Origin of the sequence: Pseudomonas sp. YuFO20 (assembly GCF_035064975.1) — a bacterium.
Classification (GTDB): Bacteria; Pseudomonadota; Gammaproteobacteria; order Pseudomonadales; family Pseudomonadaceae; genus Aquipseudomonas; species Aquipseudomonas putida_AE.
In genome coordinates this window covers 1-20,720 of sequence record NZ_JAXDEO010000014.1, presented here as the reverse complement: position 1 = coordinate 20,720, position 20,720 = coordinate 1, and the positions used below count along the sequence as shown (strand labels likewise).

Genomic DNA, 20,720 nt, shown 5'->3' with positions numbered 1-20,720 from the left:
ACTCATAAGGTCACATGCCATGAAAGCCGTGAGTATCACCATTATCGGACTGGGTCCTCGAGGGCTTTGCGTGCTGGAGCGTATTTTGTCGCTGGCCGCGCAACAGCCTGAGCAACAGGTACAGATCGTTGTCGTTAATAAAGGCATGCCGGGGCGGGGCGTTCATGGGCAGTCCCTCTCCGACAGGTTTCTTCTGAATACTGTGGCAGGCTTATTGACCCTGATCCCCGGGGGTGAATTTCAGCCATCATTGCTCAAAGGCACGTTTGCGGATTTCTTGCCCTGGCTGAAGCAAAATGGGATCGCGGCGGATGCCGGCTCTTACGTGCCCAGACGCCTGTTTGGGGCTTACTGCCATGAGCTGTATCTGCACTTGTTGGAACGTTGTCCGCTGAATTGCCAAGTGGAATATATCGAAGACGAGGCTATCGATATACAACAGGCCGGGCGGAAAGAAGTCACCTGTTTGCTTACGCGGCGCAAGATTGTCAGTGACCATGTAGTGGTTGCTATCGGTCATATGTTTCCAGTGGCCAACAGCCAAGAAATGATCGCTGATATCTACACCGCTGAACTCAGTAGCCTGAACATCCCTGCAGGCAGCACTGTCGGGATACAAGGTTTTGGTTTGACGGCCATGGATGCTATCGCTGAATTGACCCGGGGTAGGGGAGGTGTTTTTTCCGATGGCGTCTATAAGCCGTCAGGTAACGAGCCAAATATCATCCTTTTCTCTCGTAGCGGACTGCCCTCACGGGCACGTCCTGTCGATGATGGTCGCGCTGCCTTTGCTCCGACGCTCCACTTCAATGAGCAAGCCGCAATGGCGTTGCGCAAGCAGCGGGGGCAGGCAGCTATCAACTTCATGACGGAAATTTATCCGCTGCTCGCCCAGGATGTTGCACAAGCCATGCTGGACCGGGAGGTGCCGACGCAGGCCTCCATGGAGTTGATGAATGGCTTGCTTTGGCCTGAGATGTCACAAAAAAACAGCGAGGAATACAGTGCTTCGGTCGTTGAATTCGTAAAACAAGATCTGTATGAGGCTCATTTGGGGCTATCAGGAAGTGCCATGAAACGTGCAGTTGAAGTCTTGATGAGCGCAAGGGATTCCATCAGGACCGTTGTGAATTACGGGGGACTGACGCCATCCTCCCATAGTTGGTTCTACAACCACTTTGCTTCAGCAATTAATCGCACTGCAATCGGTCCGCAGCATGACCGCCATGAAGAGTTGTTAATGTTGCTCCATGCGGGGATTGTTTCAACGCCACTCGGTCCCGCCCCCGAATTGCAATGGGCGCCAAAGAGGCGATGCTGGAATGTGAAGTCAACCGTATTTGACACCCCAGTATCTTTTGATCTCAATCACCTTCTGCAAGGCTATACCTCTCAACCGACGTTGAAGAAAAACACCTCTGTGTTACTGGGCGCACTGGTTGACGGAGGGCGAATTCATGCTCGTTATATTGATTGGCTCGCGACACCAGGGTTCGCCGTGAATGCTGAATCAAAGGCCGTGTCGACGCATGGTGTAGTACAAGAACATTTGTTCATTACAGGGGTCATGAGCGAGGGCAGCACCTACTACAACTGGTATGTCCCTACGATAAACGGAAAATCCACACCTTTCGTTGAAGCGCAGAGAATCGCTTCTGCTGTATTAGAGTATGACAAGGAGACGTCCGATGAGGTCTCTGGAGAGTAAAACAGCATGGGTGACGGGCGCCAGCTATGGCATTGGTCGGGCTATTGCTGACGCGCTCAGGGAGGCAGGATATGCAGTTGTTACCTTGCAGCGGGGTGGCGGAGATGTTGCCTGCGATCTTTATAAAACAAAGAAGATAGAGCAGGTTTGGCAAGCGGCTGAAAAAATCAAAGGTATGCCCGATCTGCTCGTTTTAAATGCAGGAGCCTGTGTTGATGATGAGTTCATAAACACTCATTTACCCGGACTGCAGGCGATCTTTGCGCTTAATGTATTCAGCCCTCTCTTATTGGCACGGCTGGCTATACGCCGGTGGCAGGAGGAACAAAGGGCAGGACATATCGTTTTCATCGGTTCACAGGCAGCTTTGCCCGGTGCAAAGCAGACAGGCAACTCCCTATACACTGCCGCCAAAGGTGCATTGCACGCCATCATCGGTCCCTTGGCTTGGGAGTGTGGCCAGACGATCAGGATAAACTGCATCGCTCCTGGGGATGTCATGACACCCGGAGAAGAAAAGAGCCTGAAAACAAGATCGAACAAAACGGGTACTGATGTGAAGGAGTTGATCGCCTTGGCAGCAAAAAATAGCGCACTCAATCGCTGGGTAAAGCCAGAAGAGATTGCGCAGGCGGTGATTTTTCTTGAACATTGCACTGCAATGACTGGGACGATAATGAACCTGAGTGCCGGTGCAACCATCCATTGATATTCTGGATTACAGTGATTTTAAATCTGGAGTCACCGAATTGATTTTATAGTAGCTATAAGGCTATGTACTCATGGTATTGCCTTAATCACACTGAAGCTATGTTCATTTTTACATAAACTTCAGCTTGCGCGTCTCATATGTAGCCTTTGACTATTGCATGGGCAATGGCCTGAGCTCTGTTGGTTGTACCCAACTTCTTTTGTATTGTTTTATGGTGGAAGTTTATCGAGTCTTGCGAAAGCCCGAGGATTGTTGCGATTTCCTCTGAAGTTTTCCCATCTGCACCCCAGAGTAGTATTTCTCTCTCTCTTGGTGATAAAACTGCTTTTTGTGGAATAGGTTTATTGTGCAAGAAAAGCTTATTATACATTTCTTCTGTCATGATTTTTGTTAGTGTGCGTGAGATTTTTAGTTCGAGGCTTTCAATTTCATGATTTGCTCTTGCTAAAAGAAAATTCTCTCGTACACCTTCTGCTCTTTGAGTTGATTGAGTCATGAAGAAAATCGAATCATTTAGATTTATCGTATGTTTTACTTTTTGATTTGGTGTTTGGCTAAGGCTTGCTAAGTGTTCTGGGCTGACTTGAAATTGCCCTATAGTTCTCTGATGGATATTTCTCGTAAAAATGCATGATGTATCAAGGGGATAATTGCCATAAGTATACGTTTTTGGGTTTGAAAAAGGGGTCGGATGCTGAATACGGTAGGAGAAATACTCAAAATTCATTTTTTTTATCACTTCAAGGCATGTGATCCATAAGTCTTCGATTGTTTCGCTGCCACGGATAACGGTGCGTATGTGGTTTTTTAGGGAAAGTAGATCGGTACTGTTCATAATGGTCCCCTTAGCAACTTAATTGTTCGTAAGCTGGGGCTACTATTCACGACTGTAGAGAAATTGTTAAGTCAGATTCGTCCTGCTTTTTCATTCCGTTTTCCATTTGCCGGGAGAGATAAATCCTACAGAATACGTGCTCGATTCAACTGTCTGGTTGGATAATGTAGGAGTTAGTCGATGCGCGTAACAATATGGCGGTTCTCCTTCAGCCACCCGAACGAGCGCTTGACTCCCCCAAACCTCGAATTCCTTAATCCCCCGAACTGGAGCAGTTAGGCGAGGAGGGCTGAACTACACTCTTTCGGGTGAATCACGCCCATCAGGAGATCATCATGAAAAGGTTGTCACCCATCGGCCTGTGCGTCGCACTGTCGTTATTCAGTGCCCAGGGATGGACCCAGACGGTAGTACCGCTGAAGGGCCAGACTTCGCAACAGACTCAACTGGACATCAACGAATGCAACAGCATCGCCGCCAGCAGTGCATCGACCACGTCGACACCGTCGGGCGGACGGTTGAAGGGCGCCGCGGTGGGCGCTGCGGCCGGTGCGGCCGGGGCCCAGGTGCGCGGGCGTCAGCATGACGAGTTTTATGATCGAGTCGATGACGATAACAAGCAGGACTACCGACAGGACCGCGCCAAGCAAACGGCGGCGGCAGGTGTTGTGGTCGGCGGTTCGCGCCAGCGCCAGGAGCGCCGGGAGCAGGAGAAAACCAACGCCGCGACCACTTCGACGGCGTATACCAGTTGCTTGCAGGGCAAGGGGTATCAGGTTAATCCATGATCAAACTGGATCTGTAGAGGCGAGGCTGGTGTTTTGCCGCTGATCCAGCAAATACACCATCAGGCAGGCATACAGCGTCACGGCGATGAACAGCCCCATGCGCACCGCAAAAGCGGTGTAGACGTCCTTGCCCGCCAGGCTGTCCTGCACCGATTGCCCGAGCAGGATAATCAGGGTGACCAAGGTGTTGAGCCAGAAGCCCGGGCTAAACCGCCCCGGGCTCAGGCCATAGAGCTTGCGCGCCAGGATCAGGGCGAACAGCAGCATCCACAGGAAGAACATCCACAGGTGCACAAAGACCGTCAGTGCGCTCCAGAACGCAATGGCCAACAGGCCGCCCAGCAAGGTCGAGCCAATCAGCTCGCGGGCGGCGTCACGGGCGTTGGTGGTGGAGCTCTGCTGGCCCAGGCTCACGGCCTTGAGCACGATCGGCATGTAGCTGGCGGGGTCGATCAGGGCCAGCAGAAACGTCGGCATTACGATCAGGGTTGCGCGCAACGCCACCCGGTCGACGTTTTCGGTGGATAGAGCCGGGGCGGGTGGGGGCGTCGGGGTATTGGCCGGTTCGGGGAACAGCCAGTGACTCACCCTGCCGATCAGGACCGCCAGGAGCAAGCCGCTGGTCAGCGCCTTGATCACCGTCGCCGCCAGGCCGAAGTCGGCGACTCCGGCTGCGGGGATCATGGTCAGGCCGATCACCAGGAATGTCACCACCAGGTTGTTGCCGCCCCGTTGGCCGTATCTAAAGACCGCCAGCAGGCCTAGGCCGATCAGCAGCACGCCGCTGAAGGCGTAATAACGCAGCAGGGGGATCAGCAGCAGGCCGATGCCGGTGGTCAGCATGGCGGTCAGCGCCAGCACCAGGGTGGCCTTGAACGGCAACGGGCGATTGATGCTGACCAGCAACAATGCCCCCAGCACCGGTGCCAGGAACGGGATCGGCATCCCCAGGCCAAAACTCACTGCCAGGCACAGCGCAGTGCCACAGGCCAGGCGCAGCGCGCGCTGCACCCTCGGCGAACGCTTAGTAGGCATACGACAGCCAGCTCATCAGCCACAGAAACAACCGGCCCAGTGGATTGAGCACGTTGCCTTCGGAAGGGAAGGCCATGACTTCGGCCTGGCCACCGGAGCGGATCGCGCGGTTGTCCTTGAGCATCGACAAGGATTCGGCCGAGAACTCGATGATCACCGGAAAACGCTGGGCGGGGCGCAGCCAATCACGGCTGTTCTGCACCGTCGGCAGGCTGCCGGGCGCAGCCGGGGTGCCCACGCTGACCCCGTAGCCGACGCTGCGCACGCGGCCCTGGAACACTTCGCCGGGCAGCGCATCGAGGGCAATGGACACCGGGGTCTCGGGCCTGACCAGGGCGAGGTTGTTCTCGGTCATGTCGGCGCTGATCCAGACATCGTGGATTGCAATCAGGGTCATGACCGGGTTGCCGGCCGCGGCGAACTGGCCGACGTCGGTGCGCAGGTCGGTGATCAACCCGGCCGAACGGGCGCGGATCTGCGTGTTGGACAGATCCAGTTCGGCTTTCGACAGGGCAGTGGCGGCGCTGCGCAGCAGGGCGTTGTCCTCCTCTTTGCCACCTTCCTGCTCCTTCGCACGCTGGACTTCAGCGCGGGCAGCGGCGACCTGGCTGGTGGCCGCTTCGCGGGCGGCGCGGGAAACCTCCAGCAGGCGCACGGAAACGGTCCCGGGGTCTTCACGGTACAAGCCTTCCAACCGCTGGTTATCCTGTTTTGCCTTGAGTTCGTTGGCTTGTGCCGCGCGCAGACTGGCTTGGGCCGAGGCGATACCGGCGGTGCTGGCACCGATCTGCCGGCGGGTGGATTCCAAGTCGGCACGCGCACGGTCAACGGCGATCTGGTAGGGCTGCGGGTCCACCTCGAAAATCACCTCGCCAGCCTTCACGTCCTGGTTATTGCGCACATTGACGCGGATCACCCGGCCGGCGACTTCCGCCGCCACCGGAATCACGAACGCGCCCACCCGTGCCTGCTGGGTATACGGTGTGAAACGGTCAGCCAACAGGTACAAGGCCAGGCTGACAACGATCAACAACAAAACCCACTTGATGCCTTTTTTCGCTGGATCGGCGGCAGGCTGCGCTGGCTGAGGGGAGGGCGCGGCTTCAGTCATGGTTTTTTCACCTGAGTGGGCAAGGGGGAGGCAGGCTGCTCAGCCGGTGGATCGTTGAGCAGGTCGCCCCAGTCAGTCCGTTGTTCCATTTGCTGGCGCGTGGCGGCATCGACCCTGGGCTGGGCGCTGTACCAACCGCCGCCCAACGCCTTGTACAGGGCAATCACATTGCTCACCGCATCGCCACGGCTGACCAGGTAATTGTCTTGCAGTTCGAGCAGCGCGCGCTGGGCGTCCAGCACCCGCTGGAAGTCCGAGTAACCTTCGCGGTACAGCGTGTTGGCCAGCGCCAACGAACGTTGTGCGGCGCTTTCGGCCTCGCGCAGGATGCGTTCGCGTTGCAGCGAGCGGGTCAGGCCGTTGGCGGCGTCATCCGCTTCGCGTGCAGCCTGGCGCACCTTGTCGCGATAGGCTTCGATCAACTGCTGCAAGCGCGCATCCTGCACGCGTATGTTGTTGGCGATGCGGCCATAGTCGAACACGTTCCAGCGCAGGCTCGGCCCGCCAATCAGGTCGAGGCTGCGGGAGGTTGCGCTCAAGGAGTCGGTGGACCAGACGATGCTTCCCAGCAACGTCAGGGCCGGGTAGTAATCGGTTTCGGCCACCCCGACCAGCGCAGACTGCGCCGCGACATTCAGCTCGGCGGCGCGCACATCGGGCCGGCGCAGCAGCAGGTTGGCCGGCACATCCTGCAGCACGGCGCGATCCACCAGCGGGATCAACCGGGTGTTGTCGACCACCAGTGGCAGCGCACCGGGTGCCTGGCCGATCAACACGGCTAACGCATTGCGGGTGCGATGGAGCTGATCTTCCAGAAGGGGGATAGTGCTCAACGTGCCCAGGTATTGGGTCTTGGCTTGTTGCAGGTCGAGTTCGGCGGTCTGGCCGCTGTTGAATAGTTTTTCGGTGATCTCGTAGTTGCGATGTTGCTGCTTGGCGTTTGCATTGGCGACGCGCAGGCGCGCCTCGGTGGTGCGCAGGAAAAAATAGCTGTCGGCGACTTGCGCCCGCAGCAGGACCAGCACGTCGTCGTAGTTGGCTTCAGACGCGAAATAGCTGGCATCGGCGGCTTCGATGGCACGGGCGAAGCGACCCCAGAAGTCCAGCTCCCAACCGACATCGAACCCGGCGCTGTGTTGCCATAAATGGCTGTCCACCGGGTTATCCCCGCCGGACTGATGACGGTCGATGTACACGCTGTCAGCGGCGATCTGTTGCAGCTGCGGGTAGCGCCCGCTCTCGGCGATGCCCAATTGTGCGCGGGCTTCCATCACCCGCAGGCCGGCGATCTTCAGGCTGGAGTTGTGCGCGTCCGACTCGGCAATCAGGCGGTCGAGCACCGGGTCGGCGAAGATCTGCCACCACTGGCGGATGTCCGGGTACTGCGCGCGTTGACTGGCATGTTCAAGGGCCGGGGTGTTCCAGTGGTCGACCCATGGTTCGCCGGGCGGCTGGAAGTCCGGACCCAGCCGAACGCACCCGCCAAGGACCGCTACCCCAAGCAGCAGCAGTCGACCATGCCGCATCCGTGTGGATGTACCTGATTGCATTGGGTGTTTTCCAACCAAAGGACATCACAGCAGCATAGCCGTCCGTAAGCCTTCTGCATGGCCTGGAGCGCCGGTACGCAAAAACGTCGCGACTGTCGCAAAAACGACCTGTTTACGCTGAACGCGAACCCTCGACAGTTTTCTGTTGAACGAGTGTTCAGCTTGGACTATGTTCGTTCCACCTTCTTCCCGGCTGGTTGCGGGCTTGCGTTTCTTCATATTGAACGAGGCACTGGCATGCGGTTTTCACCCTTTGTTGAGCGGACGCCCGGTGTTGGCACCGCGGATTTTCCCGCCGCCGATTTCATCACCGAGGCCGCTCTTGATGTGCCTGCTGAAGGTGACACATACAACAGCGAATTTACCGACCGACTTGCCTTGCGCGAAGCGCTTGCCGACCACTATGGCAAGCAGCTCAATCGAGAGCCGAAGACCGCGAGCGTGATCACGCTGGACGGGGCGCAGAACGCCTTGTTTGTCACGTCGATGTGCCTGCTGGCCGCAGGTGACGAGGTGATTGTCCTCGATCCGATGGTCCTGACCTGTGAGGCGTCGCTCAAGGCCTGCGGCGTCAAGCTGGTGCAGGTGGCGATCTCGGCGGATGCCACAGCGCTGGCCAAGGCGATTACCCCGCGGACCCGGGCAATTTACCTGTCCGGCCCGAAGCGCAACCCTGAAGCCTTGCAAGCCATCGCCGGACTCGCCATCGCCCATGACCTGTGGGTGGTGATCGACGAGGTCCATGACGAACTGACGCTGCAGCACCCGCATCTGAGTCTCGCGGCAGCGCCGGGCATGGCCGAGCGTTGCGTGGTGATCGGCAGCCTGGCGAAATCCCACCCGATGGCCGATTGGGCCATGGCCTGGATCGTCGCTGATCCCGCCCTGGTCGCGCATGCCGAGTCCCTGGTATTGGCCAAGGCCTCCCAGCGTATCCGCGATTTTGTCCAGGCGTTGCAAGCGCCAGCACCCAAGCCTGTGATCAGCCGCGTGTCGAGCGAACCGGTCAGGGAGCCGGTCACTGCGCGAACCATGATCGAAGTCGACCGCCTGCACAAACGTTTTGGCAACATCGAGGTGCTCAAGGGCGTGTCCCTGACAGCCCGCGAAGGCGAGGTAATCTCGCTGATCGGCGCCAGCGGCTCGGGCAAAAGCACCTTGCTGCGCTGCATCAACATGCTCGAAGTGCCGGACCAGGGGCGCATCCTGGTGGACGGCGAAAGCATTCACCTGAACCACACCCGCCCCGGCGCACCGCTGGTGGCTGACGCCAAACAGCTGGTGCGCATCCGCTCGAGCCTGGGCATGGTGTTCCAGAATTTCAACCTCTGGCCCCATCGCACGGTGCTGGAAAACCTCATCGAAGCGCCGACCCAGGTCCTTCGTGAGAGCAAGGCGGAGGCCACCGAACGTGCCGAAGCCTTGCTCGATCGGGTGGGCCTTGCGGCCAAGCGCAACGAATACCCGGCGTTTCTCTCCGGGGGACAGCAACAACGGGTGGCCATCGCCCGGGCCCTGGCCATGCGGCCCAAGGTCATGCTGTTCGATGAACCCACCTCGGCACTCGACCCGGAACTGGTCGGGGAAGTGCTGCGGGTGATCCGCTCTCTCGCCGAAGAAGGTCGGACCATGATCCTGGTAACCCATGAAATGGCCTTCGCCCGCGATGTCTCGTCCAAAGTCGCCTTTCTGCATCAAGGGCTGATCGAGGAAACCGGTTCGCCGGACGAAGTGTTCGTACACCCACGCAGCGAGCGTTGCCGGCAATTCGTCAACGCTCATCAAACTCGCTAACACCAATAAAAAGACGGGAAAACACCATGGGAAATCGACGTTTTGCACACTGGTTGACCGGCGCCGGCTGTTTGCTGCTGGCCGCCATGAGTTCGGCACAAGCCCAGCCGATCCGCTTCGCGGTCGCCGCCGAACCCTATCCGCCGTACACCGAGAAACAGGCCAACGGCGAGTGGAAGGGCTTTGAAGTGGACCTGATCCACAAGCTGTGCAGCGAAATGAAAGCCGAGTGCGAGATCAAGGAAGTGGCGTGGGACGGGATCATTCCGTCGCTGCTGGCGAAGAAGATCGACGTGATCTTTTCCTCGATGTCGGTGACCCAGGAGCGGGAAAAACAGATCGCCTTCAGCAAGGCGTACTACGACTCGGTCATCGCCGTGGTCGGGCCCAAGGACGCTTCGGTGAAGAAGTACCCGGACGACCTCAAGGGCAAGACCATCGGTGTGCAGAACTCCACGGTCAGCGCCAGCTACCTGAAGACCTACTACGAAAAAATCGCCGACGTGAAGTACTACGACACCCAGGACTCGGCCAACGCCGACCTGATCGCCGGGCGCCTCGACCTGATGATGGCCGACGGCACCGCCATGGCCGCCTTCGTCAAGACCCCCGACGCCAAGGACCTGGCCTACCTCGGCGCCGTGCCGTACGACCCGATCTTCGGCAAGGGCGTGGGTGCCGGCCTGCGCAAGGATGACACCGAGCTCAAGGCCAAACTCGACAAGGCCATCCAGGAACTGCTGGCGAGCAAGGACTATGACGATCTGTCCCAGAGCTACTTCGGCACGAGCGTGAAGCCGGCGTTCTGACCTGGAATAGAAGCTCTGGCGGAACACATATCCCCTGTGGGAGCGGGCTTGCTCGCGAAGGCGGATTGGCATTCAACAATGATGTCGACTGACACACCGCCTTCGCGAGCAAGCCCGCTCCCACAGGGGGCAAGTGGCGCCTTCGAGGTCACTGACTGGAGACTCAAATGCCAGCAATGTTCGATTTGATCAGTTTCAGCGAGCAGGGATGGGGCACGGCGCTGCTCAAGGGCCTGTGGATGACCCTGCAGATCTCCGCCGGGGCCTTCGTGGTCGGGCTGGCCATCGGCCTGGTGGTGGCCTGTCTCAAGTTGGGTGGGCCTAGACCCGTTGCAGCGCTGGCTCGCGGCTACACGACCTTGTTCCGCGCGGTGCCGGAGCTGTTGCTGATCCTGTTGCTGTACTACGTCGGCTCCATGCTGCTCAACTCGCTGATGGCAACCCTGGGTTACGACGCGGTGAATGTCAGCGGGCCGCTGGCGGCGATCGTGGTGCTGGGCCTGGTGCAGGGCGCCTACGCGTCAGAGATTTTCCGGGCGGCGATCCAGGCCATTCCCTTCGGCCAGATCGAAGCGGCGAAAGCCTTCGGCCTGCACGGTTTCGGCCTGTTCCGGCGCGTCACGCTGCCGATCATGGCGCCCTACGCGATGGCGGGGATGGCCAACCTGTGGATCAATCTGATCAAGGACAGCGCCCTGATCAGCGTGGTCGGCACCAACGAGCTGTTGTACACCGCCCGGCAAGGGGCGGGTTCGACGCGTCATTACCTGTTGTTCTACCTCACGGCCGCGGCGCTGTACTACGCGGTGACGCTGGCGTCCAACTACCTGTCGGGACGGCTCGAGCGACGCATTCGTCGCTGGATGCCTCTTGCTGACTAAATCGGCAGAGAGAATGAAATGATTCCAGCGTGGATAGTTGAATACGCGTCGCTGCTGGTCCGAGGGCTGCAGACGACCCTTTTGATCCTGGTGATTTCCAGTGTGTTCGGTTTTGTCCTGGCGGTGCTGGTGGCGCTGGCGCGGATCTCGAAGAACAAGGTCATCGCCAAGCTCAGCCTGTTCTACACCAGCGTGACCCGCGGCACCCCCTTGCTGATCCAGATCTACATTTTCTACTACGGCCTGGGCAGCCTGTTTGCGCAGTTCCCGCTGATTCGCGGCAGTTTCCTCTGGCCATACCTGCGTGACGGCTACTGGTACATCGTGTTCGCCCTGGTGGTGTCGGTGGGGGCCTATGTCGGCGAAGTGATCCGCGGTGGCCTGCTGGCGGTGCCCAAAGGCGAAATGGAAGCGGCTTCGGCGTTTGGCATGACCCCGCGCCAGACCCTGTTGCGGGTGCGCTTGCCCCGGGCACTGCGCCTGCTGTTGCCGACGCTGGCCGGGGAAACCGTGATGCTGCTCAAATCCACGGCCCTGGCCTCGACCATTGCCGTGATCGATCTGTTGGGCGCGGCCAACGTGGTGCGCGCGCAAACCCTGCAAGTGTATGAGCCGTTGCTGCTGGTGGCCGGTGTCTACGTGTGCCTGACGTTCCTGATCGAGGCGCTGTTCGCCTTCTTCGAGCGCCGTGGCACCCCGGTTCGCAGGTCCGCCTGATGAAAAGCACGCCAATGGTTGACCGCTCCTTGCAAGGGATTGGCCTGTGCACCCTGGGCTACGCGTTCCTGTCCTTGCAGGACGCCGGCATCAAGTGGCTGGTGGCCGATTATTCGGTGTTCACCATCCTGTTCTGGCGCGCCCTGGTGGTGGTGCTCGCCTGTTTGCTGATCGGCCGTCTGCAACTGGTGCGGCGTGCCTGGCGCTCGTCCAGCCGGCGACTGCTGGTGGTGCGTGGCCTGCTGTCGATCGCGGCCTGGCTGCTGTACTACACGGCGGCCCGCGACCTGACCCTGGCGGAGATGACCACCCTGTATTTCTCGGCGCCAATCATGGTCACGGTGCTGGCGACGGCGATTCTCAAGGAACGGGTCAACGGTTGGCAGTGGTTCACCCTGATCATCGGGTTTATCGGGGTGGTGATCGCCTGTCGCCCGAGCAACATGGCCGATCCGCTGCCCATCGTCCTGACGCTGCTGGCGGCGATGTGCTGGGCGTTCACCTATATCCAGTTGCGCCAGGTCGATGAGCAGACCTCGGTGCTGGAGCAGATGCTGATCACCAATGTGGTGTTTGTGATCTGCATGGCGCTGGCGTTGCCCTGGACCCATACACCGGCACCGGTTCCAGCCTGGCTGGGCATGCTCGGCGCCGGCCTGATGGGCGGCATCGGCCAGTTCCTGCTGTTCGCCAGTTTCCAGCGCGCCACCGCGACCGTGCTGGCGCCGTTCGAGTACACCGGGCTGATCTGGGCCTTCCTGCTGTCGAGCCTGATCTGGGGCACGCTGATGGATGTGTCGTTGATGATCGGCGCCGGGTTGATCGCAGTCAGCGGCACCCTGGCGATGATTTTCGGTCGGCACCCGTCGCAGGACGTCGTCGGCGCCGAATGTTCCGTGTCGCAACCCCTTTATCCCGAAGCGGACGAGATCAAACCCGATGGCGGACGGACGGGTGTCGCGGATCAATGACAGGAGGACAAACGGATGGCACAGGATATTTCGTTCAGCGTTCGCAACAACAATGGCGATCCGGTGCAGGTCGGAGTCTGGCGCTTCGAGGGTTCCAAAGGTGGACCGAAGGTGCACTTGCAGGCCGGGGTGCATGCCGATGAAATCGCCGGCATGCTGGTGCTGCATCTGTTGATGCAACGCCTTGAAGCGGCTGAGTCGCAAGGCCGGCTCAAGGGCAGCGTGACGGTGGTGCCACAGGCCAACCCGCTGGGCATCGGCCAGTTTCGCCAGGGGCGGATTCTTGGGCGCTATCACGATGCGACCGGGCATAACTTCAACCGGGGTTTCGATCAGTCGGCCGCGATGCAGCGACCTTCTACAGCCGTCCAGGCGTGGCAACAGAAACTGGTGCAACTGGCGGCGCCGGCGGATGTGGTGCTGGACCTGCACACCGATGACGAGGCGCTGCCCTACCTTTATATGCACCGCAGTTTCTGGCCCCGTGGCCGTGAACTGGCGGCGGCGCTGCGCATGGACGTGGCGATCATCTGGGATGACGGCGACGATGGCTCCTTCGAGGAAACCATCATTGCCCCGTGGCTGCGCGAGGGCACGACCGCGCAACGCATGGCCGCGACCCTGGAGCTGCGCGGGCAGGGCGACGTCAGCGACCGTTTCGCCGAACAGGATGCCCAGGGGCTTTACGCCTGGCTCTGCGCTTATGGGGTGATCGACGAAGGGGCGGCGCCCGCCGACTGGCCGGTCGAGGCGGTGGAGATGGGCCACATGGAGACCGTTCTTGCGCCGCAGCCCGGGGTGCTGATCTTCGAGAAGGAGCTGGGCGATCTGGTCGAGCAAGGTCAGCGCTTCGCACGCATCCTGCGCCGCCCCGGCGATCCGTCCTCCGAAGTGGTGCTGTATGCCGAGCAGACCGGGCGACTGGTCACACGCTATCGCGATCGCCTGATCGCCCAGGGCATGGGGGTGGCGAAGTTCACCGGCAGCCGCCCGTCGCGCAACTGGAGCGGTGGGTTACTCGACCCCAACTGAGTGGCGCCTATCTGACAACCGCTCATCGCTGGACTACGCTGCGATACGTACCCTTGTCCAGAACCTGTGACGTAAGGAAACCGATGCATGCGGAGCAGGCTCCTCACCCCATTGATCGTCATGTTCGCGATGTGTTGGTCGGTACTGCTGTGGGCCGAGGATGCGGCGAAACCGCTGGATCCTGCACCTACGCCAGCGGAACTGAAGATCGCCAATCGCAGCATCATGGTGTTTCGCGGCGCGCTGCTGGGTGAAACGCCGCAGACCCGGGTCAAGCGGGCCAGGACAGCGATCAACGAAGCACTGGATGACGCGGACGACCTGCGGGTCACCCTCGATGCCATCCAGGACAGCTACCTGGTGCTGCTGGGCGCCAAGCGCGCTTTTATCGTGTCCCCAAAGGATGTCGATGCCAGCGAGTTCGAATCGGTCAGGCAGGCGGCAGAAAGTGCCGCCGACAAGCTGCGCCAGGTGGTGGCGGAAACCGGGGAAGCCCGCAGCCTGCATCTGATTTTCCGGTCACTGGCGGGCGCAGCGATTGCCACCGGTATTTATGTCGCCTTGCTCTGGGGCATGGCCTACCTGCGCCGCCGCTTGCTGAAGAAACTGCCGGACCTGATGCGCCGGCACACCCAGGCCCTGAAAGTCGGGCGGGTGCAGGTGATCGATGCCAACTACCTGTATCCGCTGGTCAGCCGCTTGCTGGGGTTACTGCGCTGGCTGGTCGTGCTGTTGCTGACTTATGAATGGCTGGGTTTTGTCCTGTCGCGGTTTCCCTACACCAGGCCCTGGGGTGAAAGCCTCAACAACTACCTGCTGGAAGTCGCGGGTTACTTGTTCGAGGGTATCGTCGGCGCCATACCGGGACTGGGCGTGGCCCTGGCAATCTTCTTCATAGCCCGGGGCACCACGGCCTTTGCCCGACGGATCCTGCGGCGCATGGCCACGCCCGGCACCTTCAGCTGGTTGAACCAGGAGACCTTGCAACCGACCCAACGCCTGACGTCGCTGGCCATCTGGCTGTTCGCCCTGGCGATGGCCTATCCCTACCTGCCGGGCGCCGGCACCGATGCGTTTAAAGGCTTGTCGGTGCTGATCGGCCTGATGATTTCCCTGGGCGCTACCAGCGTGGTCGGGCAGGCGGCGGCCGGTTTGATCCTGACCTACACCCGCACCTTGCGCCCCGGCGAGTTCGTGCGCATTGGCGAATACGAAGGCACGGTGACTGAACTGGGCATGTTCACCACGCGCATTCGTACCGGCCTGGGGGAGGTGCTGACGCTGCCCAATTCAATGATCACCGCCACCGTCACCAAGAACTATTCGCGCACCGTGCAAGGCCCGGGTTACGTGGTCGACACTGTGGTGACCATCGGCTACGACACGCCGTGGCGCCAGGTCGAAGCGATGCTGCTGGAAGCGGCCCGGCGCACCCCCGGCGTCCTCACTGATCCACCGGCGCAGGTGTTCCAGACGGCCCTGTCGGATTTCTATCCCGAATACCGCCTCGTGGCCCAGGCCATCCCCAGCCAGCCACGCCCGCGCGCGGTGTTGTTGAGCATGTTGCACGCCAATATCCAGGATGTGTTCAATGAGTACGAGGTGCAGATCATGTCGCCGCACTATCTGGGCGACCCGGACTTTGAGAAGCGGGTGCCCAGGGACCAGTGGTATGCCGCCCCTGCGCAGAAAGAAGGGCAGCGCTGAGGTGGGCCGCGAGTGACCAGACGCCACCGTGCTTTCGCCGGTTTCATTCTCCTGGCCGTAGGCCTCATGGGCATGTCTGCGCTGTTGTTGCTCAAGTCCGAGACGCAACGGCGGGAAACGCGTTTTTCCGAATACGTGCAGAACATTTCCGGCATCGTGCGCAATCAGCTCGACACCAACGAAGCGGTACTGGCCGGGTTTTCCGCTTTTCTCCAGGCGGTCGACCAGAGCGACACCGAAGCGGCGGCGCGTTATGCCGCCGCGGTGATGTCGGCGTACCCGCATCTGTACATGCTCGAAGCGGCACGCGCGGTGCCGGTGGCCGAGCAGGCAGCCTTCGAAGCGCTGCTGCGGCGCACCTGGCGACCGGACTTCACCCTCAAGGATTTTCCCACCCTGACTCGGCAACCCGCCCGGCACCAGGCCTTTCTGCGCGAGACCTGGCCGGTGCTGTTCATGTACCCGGTGCTGTCGGAGGCCAATGCGATCTACGGCGTCAGGCTGGAAACCGTCGGTTATCTGTCCCATGCGCTGGCCCGCACCTACAACAATCCCAAGCCGGTGGTCTCGCCGGTGTTCTCCATGTACGAGGGCGGCGATGCGTTCATTCTGATGCAATCGGTCAACCGGCCTGAACGAGTGCGCGAAAGCTCCCGACCGAATTTCTTCGGCAGCACCATGGTCGCCTTGCTGTTGATCAGGACCGGCTCGCTGCTGGATGCTGTGATTCATGCCAACGTCGACTCGCGGGTGCACATCCGCGCAGTGCTGCAGACCGCCGCCGGCACGGAAAGCCATGTCTTCGCCACGGGGACCTCGGATGCCGGATTGATCGATGGTTTTTTCCTGCCCCTGCTTGAAGAACGGGTGGAGATTCACAGTGCCTCGCAGCCGATGACGTTGCTGTTCGAGCGTCAGTTGCGCCTGGCCGACGTCCTGACCGGGCAAGCCTTGGCACTCCTGGCGATACTGGGTGCGGCGTTCGTGCTGATCCCGCTGCTGCTGATCCGGCATTTCAAGGCGCTCGAGCGGGCAGACGCCGAGCACCAGCGCTCGGCTTACCTGGCCACCCATGATGTGCTCACCGATCTGCCCAACCGCTACCTGTTTGCCGAACGCTTCGAGCAGGCGCTGTCCCGCTGGAAGGGCGACCGGGTGCCGTTTGCGGTGCTGTTGATCGATCTGGATCATTTCAAGGACATCAATGACCGCTACGGCCATGAGGTCGGCGATCAGGTCTTGCGCGCGCTGGCCAGTCGCATGCTGGGGGCCACGCGTACGGGGGACACGGTTGCCCGCTATGGGGGCGATGAGTTCGTGGTGCTGGTCACCGACCTGGCCGACCCGGATATGGCCGAGGTCAAGGCTTCGAAGATGTTCGAGGCGATTGGTCAGTCAATCGTTACCAGTGCGGGGGAGATTTCACTCTCGTGCAGTATCGGCATTGCCCTGTGTCCGTTGCATGGGCAGACGCTCGACACCTTGCTCAAGGCGGCTGACCAGGCGATGTATGGGGTCAAGCAACTGGGACGAAAGGGCATTGCCGTGACCAGGGCCCTGTAAGTGCTGGCTTGCCAGCGAAGGCGGCCTCCCACGGGTGCACCCCGGTCAAGCTGTAGGAGCTGGCTTGCCAGCAATGGTCGTCAACGATGACGCGAACTGTCTGAATGACTGCGTTGTCCAGACGTTTTTCGCGAGCAAGCTCGCTCCTACAGGAGCGAACGCCGCCAGATCAATGCCTGCACTCCGACAACACCACCTGGCAGGTACGGGGTGTGCCACCCGACCGGCCGGCATAACGTATGCAGTTATTCAAGGATTTCTGCCGCGCGATGCTCAAGGTGTTGCCCCAGGCGAGACCACCCTCGCCGGCAGTGGGCAGTGCCTTGGCATAGCAGCTTGAGCCCATGTTCGAGGCCGAGTAGCGGGCCGTGGAGGACTTGCCTGAACATCCCGCCGTCAGCACCAGGTTGATGGCGATAAGGGAGGGCAGGACCCATGACATGCATTGGCTCGCGGTGATTGCGGTCATCCCGTTTCCCCTGGATCAGGCGGCTGGAAACCTGTGGTGTGCCTGATCAGTCTAGACGGCCGGGGCCCCGGCGGGCGTGCGGCCGATCAACAGTCATGGCGCCCTTGTCGCATGGATTTGAAATGCACGGCATTACCCGACAGAATCGCCTCCGTTTCGGCCAAAGGTGCCGGACGTTCGCGGTGAAAAAGGGGCTGCAGTTGAACGAACAGACATTGTCCATGCGCCTGGAGCGCGTGGCGGCGCATGTGCCCGTCGGGGCGCGCCTGGCAGATATCGGTTCGGATCACGGCTACCTGCCTGTGGCGTTGATGCGCCGTGGTGTCATCGCAGCGGCGGTGGCCGGCGAGGTGGCGTTGACGCCGTTCCACGCGGCCGAACGCACCGTGCGCGAGAGTGGCCAGGCGCAACGGATCACCGTACGCCTGGCCAATGGCTTGGCCGCGATCGAGCCGGGAGACGGGATCACGGCGATCACCCTGTGCGGCATGGGTGGCGAGACGATCCGCGACATCCTCGACAGCGGCAAGGCACACCTGAGCGGCCAGGAACGCCTGATCCTGCAACCCAATGGCGGCGAACAGCCCCTGCGGCAATGGCTGATGGACAATGGCTATCGCATCCTCTGCGAGGAAGTGCTGCGGGAAAATTGCTTCGACTACGAAATCATCGTCGCCGAGCGTACCGGACCGGTGGTGTATAGCGCCGAGGAGCTGTACTTCGGCCCGCTGCAGATACAGGCCCGCAGCCCGGCGTTCCTGGTCAAGTGGCAGCGAATGCTGCGCGTGAAGCAAAAGACCCTGAGCCATTTCGGCCGGGCGCGGCAGGCGGTGCCTGAGGACAAGGTACAGGAGATTGCACGGCAGGCCCGGTGGATCACCGAGCTGCTGGCTTGAGCCTAGTACCGCGTGCTTTCACGCAACTGCGCCGGACTCACGCCAAGGCGCTGCTTGAAAGCGGTCGTCATGTGCGCCTGGGAGTTGAAACCGCAGGCGTGGGCGATCTCCGCCAGCCGCGCGGTTGAGTCGCGCATCAGGGTCCGCGCCTTGGCGAGGCGGCGGTCGATCAGGTAACTGTGGGGGCTTCTACCCGTCGCGGTCTTGAAGGCCCGCATGAAATAGCCTTCGGACAATCCGAGCAACTGCGCCATCGCCTGTACACCCAGCGGACCGCCGAGGCCGGCGTCGATGAATTCATCGAGCAAGCGCATGCGGCTGGCGGTTATCGAGCCCTGCAGCGGTGCCGATAGCGCGTCGTCACCCTGGACCCGCTCAGCCAATGCGAGGGCCCACGCTTCCCAATCGTCCGCCACTCTGGGATGCAACAGTGCGCCGCGCATGCGCAGGGCGAGGGCGGTCGCTTGCGGATCGATGCGATTGTTGAAGGCACGATGCCCCGGCAGCGCCAAACCGTCGGTGCGCAGCACCCGCAGGTACTCACCGCCCGTGGGGGATTCGGACAACACATCACACCCCTCGGGGACAAACGCCAGGCCGTTGGGCATCGCGACGAAGGGCAACACCCGATCGCTGCCGATGGCGTGCAGGCCTTGCTGGCTGTCGAAAGCGAAGCCAATTGCCGACTGGGTCGCGACATAGCGGGTCGCGTAGGCGCTGCCGGGGAGCAATTCGATCGCCCATGGCCCGGCCTCGATGCGGCGCACCGGTTCAGACGGCAAGGGTGGTTGCTGGCGGTTGTGACGGTTCATGAACACCATAGTAGAGAAAAGAGGCCGCAAAAGTCAGGTCGGTTTTCTGAAAGCCGGCCAGTGGCGCCCGTGTCTACACTGGGCAACACCTCAGGGAGACGCCTCATGTACAGACTGACTCGCGACGATATCGAACAAGCTGCCGGCCTGGTCTACCAGGTAATGCCTGCCACCGCGCAGTACGCCTGGCCCTTGCTGGCCGAGCGGTTGGGTTGCACGGTGTGGGTCAAGCACGAAAACCACACGCCTACCGGTGCCTTCAAGGTGCGCGGTGGCATCACCTTCATGCACTGGCTAAAGCGCACCCATCCCGAGGCGCAGGGCATTGTCACCGCTACCCGCGGCAACCATGGCCAGAGCCTGGCGCTGGCGGCGACCGCACTGGGTTTACGCTCGCTGATTGTCGTGCCGCAGGGAAACTCACTGGAGAAGAACAATGCCATGCGCGGCTTTGGCGGTGAAGTGGTCGAGTATGGCCGCGATTTCGATGAGGCCCGGGAAGAGGCCGCCCGCCTGGCGAGCGCCCATGGTCTCTACCTGGTGCCGCCGTTCCACACCGAGCTGGTCAAAGGCGTGGCCACCTATGCGCTTGAGCTGTTCAAGGCCGCGCCGGACCTGGATACCGTCTACGTGCCGATTGGCTGTGGCTCGGGCATCTGCGCGGTCATCGCCGCCCGCGATGCGCTGGGCCTGAAAACCGAGGTGGTGGGCGTGGTTTCAAGTGAAGCGGCGGCCGCGAAGTTGTCGTTTGAAGCGGGTGCAATATGCGAAACCGCGTCAGCCGACACCTTTGCCGACGGCCTGGCCGTGCGCAAGCCCATTGCTGAAGCCTTTGCCGTCTACGCGCGAGGTGCGGCGCGGATCGTGTCGGTCACAGACGCGCAGATTGCCGAGGCCATGCGCGTGTATTACACCGACACCCACAATCTCGCCGAAGGAGCAGGCGCGGCGGCCCTGGCAGCGCTTATACAGGAGCGTGAAACGATGGGGGGCAAAAGGGTGGGTGTGATTCTGTCCGGGGGAAATATCGACAGATCGGTGTATGCGCGAGTGATTGGGTGACGGCAATTGGCGTCGTACACAAATGCCATGCCTGGCACATCCCCTGTATGGGGCGTCCTACTGCCATCGCCGGCAGGCTGGCTCCCACAATTGGTCGGCGTCGTTCACAAATTTCGTGCTTGGCGAAGATCTCGGGTCTGACGAAGATCCCCTGTAGGAGCTGGCTTGCCAGCGAAAGCGGTCTGACATCCAACATCGATGTCGACTGACCCGGCGCCTTCGCTGGCAAGCCAGCTCCTACAGTTGATCGGCGTTGTACGCAAATGCC

19 protein-coding genes are annotated in these 20,720 nt (G+C 60.7%); 13 read left to right on the top strand and 6 right to left on the bottom strand.

Annotated elements, in window-relative coordinates:
• The first annotated feature begins 19 nt into the window (after window positions 1-19).
• Window positions 20-1,708 (top strand): FAD/NAD(P)-binding protein, encoded by a 1,689-nt coding sequence (locus tag SOP85_RS09955; RefSeq protein ID WP_323626825.1) that lies wholly within the window; start codon window positions 20-22, stop codon window positions 1,706-1,708.
• Window positions 1,689-2,417 carry an SDR family NAD(P)-dependent oxidoreductase gene (locus SOP85_RS09950; RefSeq protein ID WP_323626824.1) on the top strand — a complete coding sequence of 243 codons (729 nt, stop codon included), beginning with the start codon at window positions 1,689-1,691 and terminating at the stop codon, window positions 2,415-2,417. Before SOP85_RS09955 ends, SOP85_RS09950 begins: the two co-directional genes overlap by 20 nt.
• 136 nt (window positions 2,418-2,553) lie before the next feature.
• Here SOP85_RS09950 and SOP85_RS09945 read toward each other — a convergent pair whose 3' ends face one another.
• Window positions 2,554-3,255, bottom strand: coding sequence for a helix-turn-helix transcriptional regulator (locus SOP85_RS09945; protein WP_323626823.1), 702 nt, complete (start codon window positions 3,253-3,255; stop codon window positions 2,554-2,556).
• Window positions 3,256-3,590: 335 nt separating this feature from the next.
• Here SOP85_RS09945 and SOP85_RS09940 point away from each other — a divergent pair, with 335 nt between their 5' ends.
• Window positions 3,591-4,043: a hypothetical protein gene (locus tag SOP85_RS09940; protein ID WP_323626822.1), complete on the top strand. Its 453-nt coding sequence runs from the start codon at window positions 3,591-3,593 to the stop codon at window positions 4,041-4,043.
• Here SOP85_RS09940 and SOP85_RS09935 read toward each other — a convergent pair whose 3' ends face one another.
• From SOP85_RS09935 to SOP85_RS09925, 3 genes are read right to left on the bottom strand one after another with little or no spacing between them, the layout of a single operon-like run.
• On the bottom strand, window positions 4,044-5,078 hold the full coding sequence (locus SOP85_RS09935; RefSeq protein ID WP_323626821.1) for a DUF2955 domain-containing protein: 1,035 nt from the start codon (window positions 5,076-5,078) through the stop codon (window positions 4,044-4,046).
• The gene (locus SOP85_RS09930; RefSeq protein ID WP_323626820.1) at window positions 5,068-6,189 is read right to left on the bottom strand and encodes an HlyD family secretion protein; all 1,122 of its coding nucleotides are present in this window, start codon (window positions 6,187-6,189) and stop codon (window positions 5,068-5,070) included. The genes SOP85_RS09935 and SOP85_RS09930 overlap by 11 nt, the downstream gene beginning before the upstream one ends.
• On the bottom strand, window positions 6,186-7,739 hold the full coding sequence (locus SOP85_RS09925; protein WP_323626819.1) for a TolC family protein: 1,554 nt from the start codon (window positions 7,737-7,739) through the stop codon (window positions 6,186-6,188). The genes SOP85_RS09930 and SOP85_RS09925 overlap by 4 nt, the downstream gene beginning before the upstream one ends.
• 237 nt (window positions 7,740-7,976) lie before the next feature.
• Here SOP85_RS09925 and SOP85_RS09920 point away from each other — a divergent pair, with 237 nt between their 5' ends.
• From SOP85_RS09920 to SOP85_RS09885, 8 genes are all read left to right on the top strand, one after another.
• A complete protein-coding gene (locus SOP85_RS09920; RefSeq protein ID WP_323626818.1) occupies window positions 7,977-9,533 on the top strand; it encodes an aminotransferase class I/II-fold pyridoxal phosphate-dependent enzyme in 1,557 nt (518 codons plus the stop codon).
• A gap of 26 nt (window positions 9,534-9,559) precedes the next feature.
• On the top strand, window positions 9,560-10,342 hold the full coding sequence (locus tag SOP85_RS09915) for a transporter substrate-binding domain-containing protein (RefSeq protein ID WP_274075730.1): 783 nt from the start codon (window positions 9,560-9,562) through the stop codon (window positions 10,340-10,342).
• A gap of 167 nt (window positions 10,343-10,509) precedes the next feature.
• Entirely contained in the window at window positions 10,510-11,223 is a 714-nt protein-coding gene (locus tag SOP85_RS09910) for an ABC transporter permease (protein WP_274075729.1), read from the top strand.
• 18 nt (window positions 11,224-11,241) lie between these two features.
• Complete coding sequence (locus SOP85_RS09905; RefSeq protein ID WP_323608995.1) at window positions 11,242-11,940, top strand: ABC transporter permease; 699 nt, start codon at window positions 11,242-11,244, stop codon at window positions 11,938-11,940.
• Window positions 11,940-12,911 carry a DMT family transporter gene (locus SOP85_RS09900; protein WP_274075727.1) on the top strand — a complete coding sequence of 324 codons (972 nt, stop codon included), beginning with the start codon at window positions 11,940-11,942 and terminating at the stop codon, window positions 12,909-12,911. Before SOP85_RS09905 ends, SOP85_RS09900 begins: the two co-directional genes overlap by 1 nt.
• 15 nt (window positions 12,912-12,926) lie before the next feature.
• Complete coding sequence (locus tag SOP85_RS09895) at window positions 12,927-13,943, top strand: succinylglutamate desuccinylase/aspartoacylase domain-containing protein (RefSeq protein ID WP_323626817.1); 1,017 nt, start codon at window positions 12,927-12,929, stop codon at window positions 13,941-13,943.
• A gap of 87 nt (window positions 13,944-14,030) precedes the next feature.
• Window positions 14,031-15,650 carry a mechanosensitive ion channel family protein gene (locus SOP85_RS09890; protein WP_323626816.1) on the top strand — a complete coding sequence of 540 codons (1,620 nt, stop codon included), beginning with the start codon at window positions 14,031-14,033 and terminating at the stop codon, window positions 15,648-15,650.
• A gap of 66 nt (window positions 15,651-15,716) precedes the next feature.
• The gene (locus SOP85_RS09885) at window positions 15,717-17,213 is read left to right on the top strand and encodes a diguanylate cyclase domain-containing protein (RefSeq protein WP_414919259.1); all 1,497 of its coding nucleotides are present in this window, start codon (window positions 15,717-15,719) and stop codon (window positions 17,211-17,213) included.
• Window positions 17,214-17,382: 169 nt separating this feature from the next.
• Here SOP85_RS09885 and SOP85_RS09880 read toward each other — a convergent pair whose 3' ends face one another.
• Window positions 17,383-17,682, bottom strand: coding sequence for a hypothetical protein (locus SOP85_RS09880; RefSeq protein ID WP_274075723.1), 300 nt, complete (start codon window positions 17,680-17,682; stop codon window positions 17,383-17,385).
• Window positions 17,683-17,882: 200 nt separating this feature from the next.
• Between SOP85_RS09880 and SOP85_RS09875 the strand changes: the two genes are divergently transcribed.
• Entirely contained in the window at window positions 17,883-18,578 is a 696-nt protein-coding gene (locus tag SOP85_RS09875) for a tRNA (adenine(22)-N(1))-methyltransferase (protein WP_323626815.1), read from the top strand.
• 2 nt (window positions 18,579-18,580) lie between these two features.
• On the opposite strand, the gene SOP85_RS09870 is transcribed toward SOP85_RS09875, so the two are convergent.
• On the bottom strand, window positions 18,581-19,399 hold the full coding sequence (locus SOP85_RS09870; RefSeq protein WP_323626895.1) for a helix-turn-helix transcriptional regulator: 819 nt from the start codon (window positions 19,397-19,399) through the stop codon (window positions 18,581-18,583).
• Between the two features lie 96 nt (window positions 19,400-19,495).
• On the opposite strand from SOP85_RS09870, the gene SOP85_RS09865 reads away from it, so the two are divergent.
• Window positions 19,496-20,452 (top strand): threonine dehydratase, encoded by a 957-nt coding sequence (locus SOP85_RS09865; RefSeq protein WP_323608989.1) that lies wholly within the window; start codon window positions 19,496-19,498, stop codon window positions 20,450-20,452.
• Window positions 20,453-20,720 lie beyond the last annotated feature (268 nt).

Bases quoted from the DNA above. Each gene is read 5' to 3' on its own strand.
- SOP85_RS09935 (WP_323626821.1), bottom strand. From the start codon at position 5,078: ATGCCTACTAAGCGTTCGCCGAGGGTGCAGCGCGCGCTGCGCCTGGCC.
- SOP85_RS09870 (WP_323626895.1), bottom strand. From the start codon at position 19,399: ATGGTGTTCATGAACCGTCACAACCGCCAGCAACCACCCTTGCCGTCT.
- SOP85_RS09920 (WP_323626818.1), top strand. From the start codon at position 7,977: ATGCGGTTTTCACCCTTTGTTGAGCGGACGCCCGGTGTTGGCACCGCG.
- SOP85_RS09925 (WP_323626819.1), bottom strand. From the start codon at position 7,739: ATGCAATCAGGTACATCCACACGGATGCGGCATGGTCGACTGCTGCTG.
- SOP85_RS09950 (WP_323626824.1), top strand. From the start codon at position 1,689: ATGAGGTCTCTGGAGAGTAAAACAGCATGGGTGACGGGCGCCAGCTAT.
- SOP85_RS09940 (WP_323626822.1), top strand. From the start codon at position 3,591: ATGAAAAGGTTGTCACCCATCGGCCTGTGCGTCGCACTGTCGTTATTC.
- SOP85_RS09885 (WP_414919259.1), top strand. From the start codon at position 15,717: ATGGGCATGTCTGCGCTGTTGTTGCTCAAGTCCGAGACGCAACGGCGG.
- SOP85_RS09915 (WP_274075730.1), top strand. From the start codon at position 9,560: ATGGGAAATCGACGTTTTGCACACTGGTTGACCGGCGCCGGCTGTTTG.
- SOP85_RS09895 (WP_323626817.1), top strand. From the start codon at position 12,927: ATGGCACAGGATATTTCGTTCAGCGTTCGCAACAACAATGGCGATCCG.
- SOP85_RS09955 (WP_323626825.1), top strand. From the start codon at position 20: ATGAAAGCCGTGAGTATCACCATTATCGGACTGGGTCCTCGAGGGCTT.
- SOP85_RS09910 (WP_274075729.1), top strand. From the start codon at position 10,510: ATGCCAGCAATGTTCGATTTGATCAGTTTCAGCGAGCAGGGATGGGGC.
- SOP85_RS09890 (WP_323626816.1), top strand. From the start codon at position 14,031: ATGCGGAGCAGGCTCCTCACCCCATTGATCGTCATGTTCGCGATGTGT.
- SOP85_RS09930 (WP_323626820.1), bottom strand. From the start codon at position 6,189: ATGACTGAAGCCGCGCCCTCCCCTCAGCCAGCGCAGCCTGCCGCCGAT.
- SOP85_RS09945 (WP_323626823.1), bottom strand. From the start codon at position 3,255: ATGAACAGTACCGATCTACTTTCCCTAAAAAACCACATACGCACCGTT.
- SOP85_RS09880 (WP_274075723.1), bottom strand. From the start codon at position 17,682: ATGACCGCAATCACCGCGAGCCAATGCATGTCATGGGTCCTGCCCTCC.
- SOP85_RS09900 (WP_274075727.1), top strand. From the start codon at position 11,940: ATGAAAAGCACGCCAATGGTTGACCGCTCCTTGCAAGGGATTGGCCTG.
- SOP85_RS09905 (WP_323608995.1), top strand. From the start codon at position 11,242: ATGATTCCAGCGTGGATAGTTGAATACGCGTCGCTGCTGGTCCGAGGG.
- SOP85_RS09865 (WP_323608989.1), top strand. From the start codon at position 19,496: ATGTACAGACTGACTCGCGACGATATCGAACAAGCTGCCGGCCTGGTC.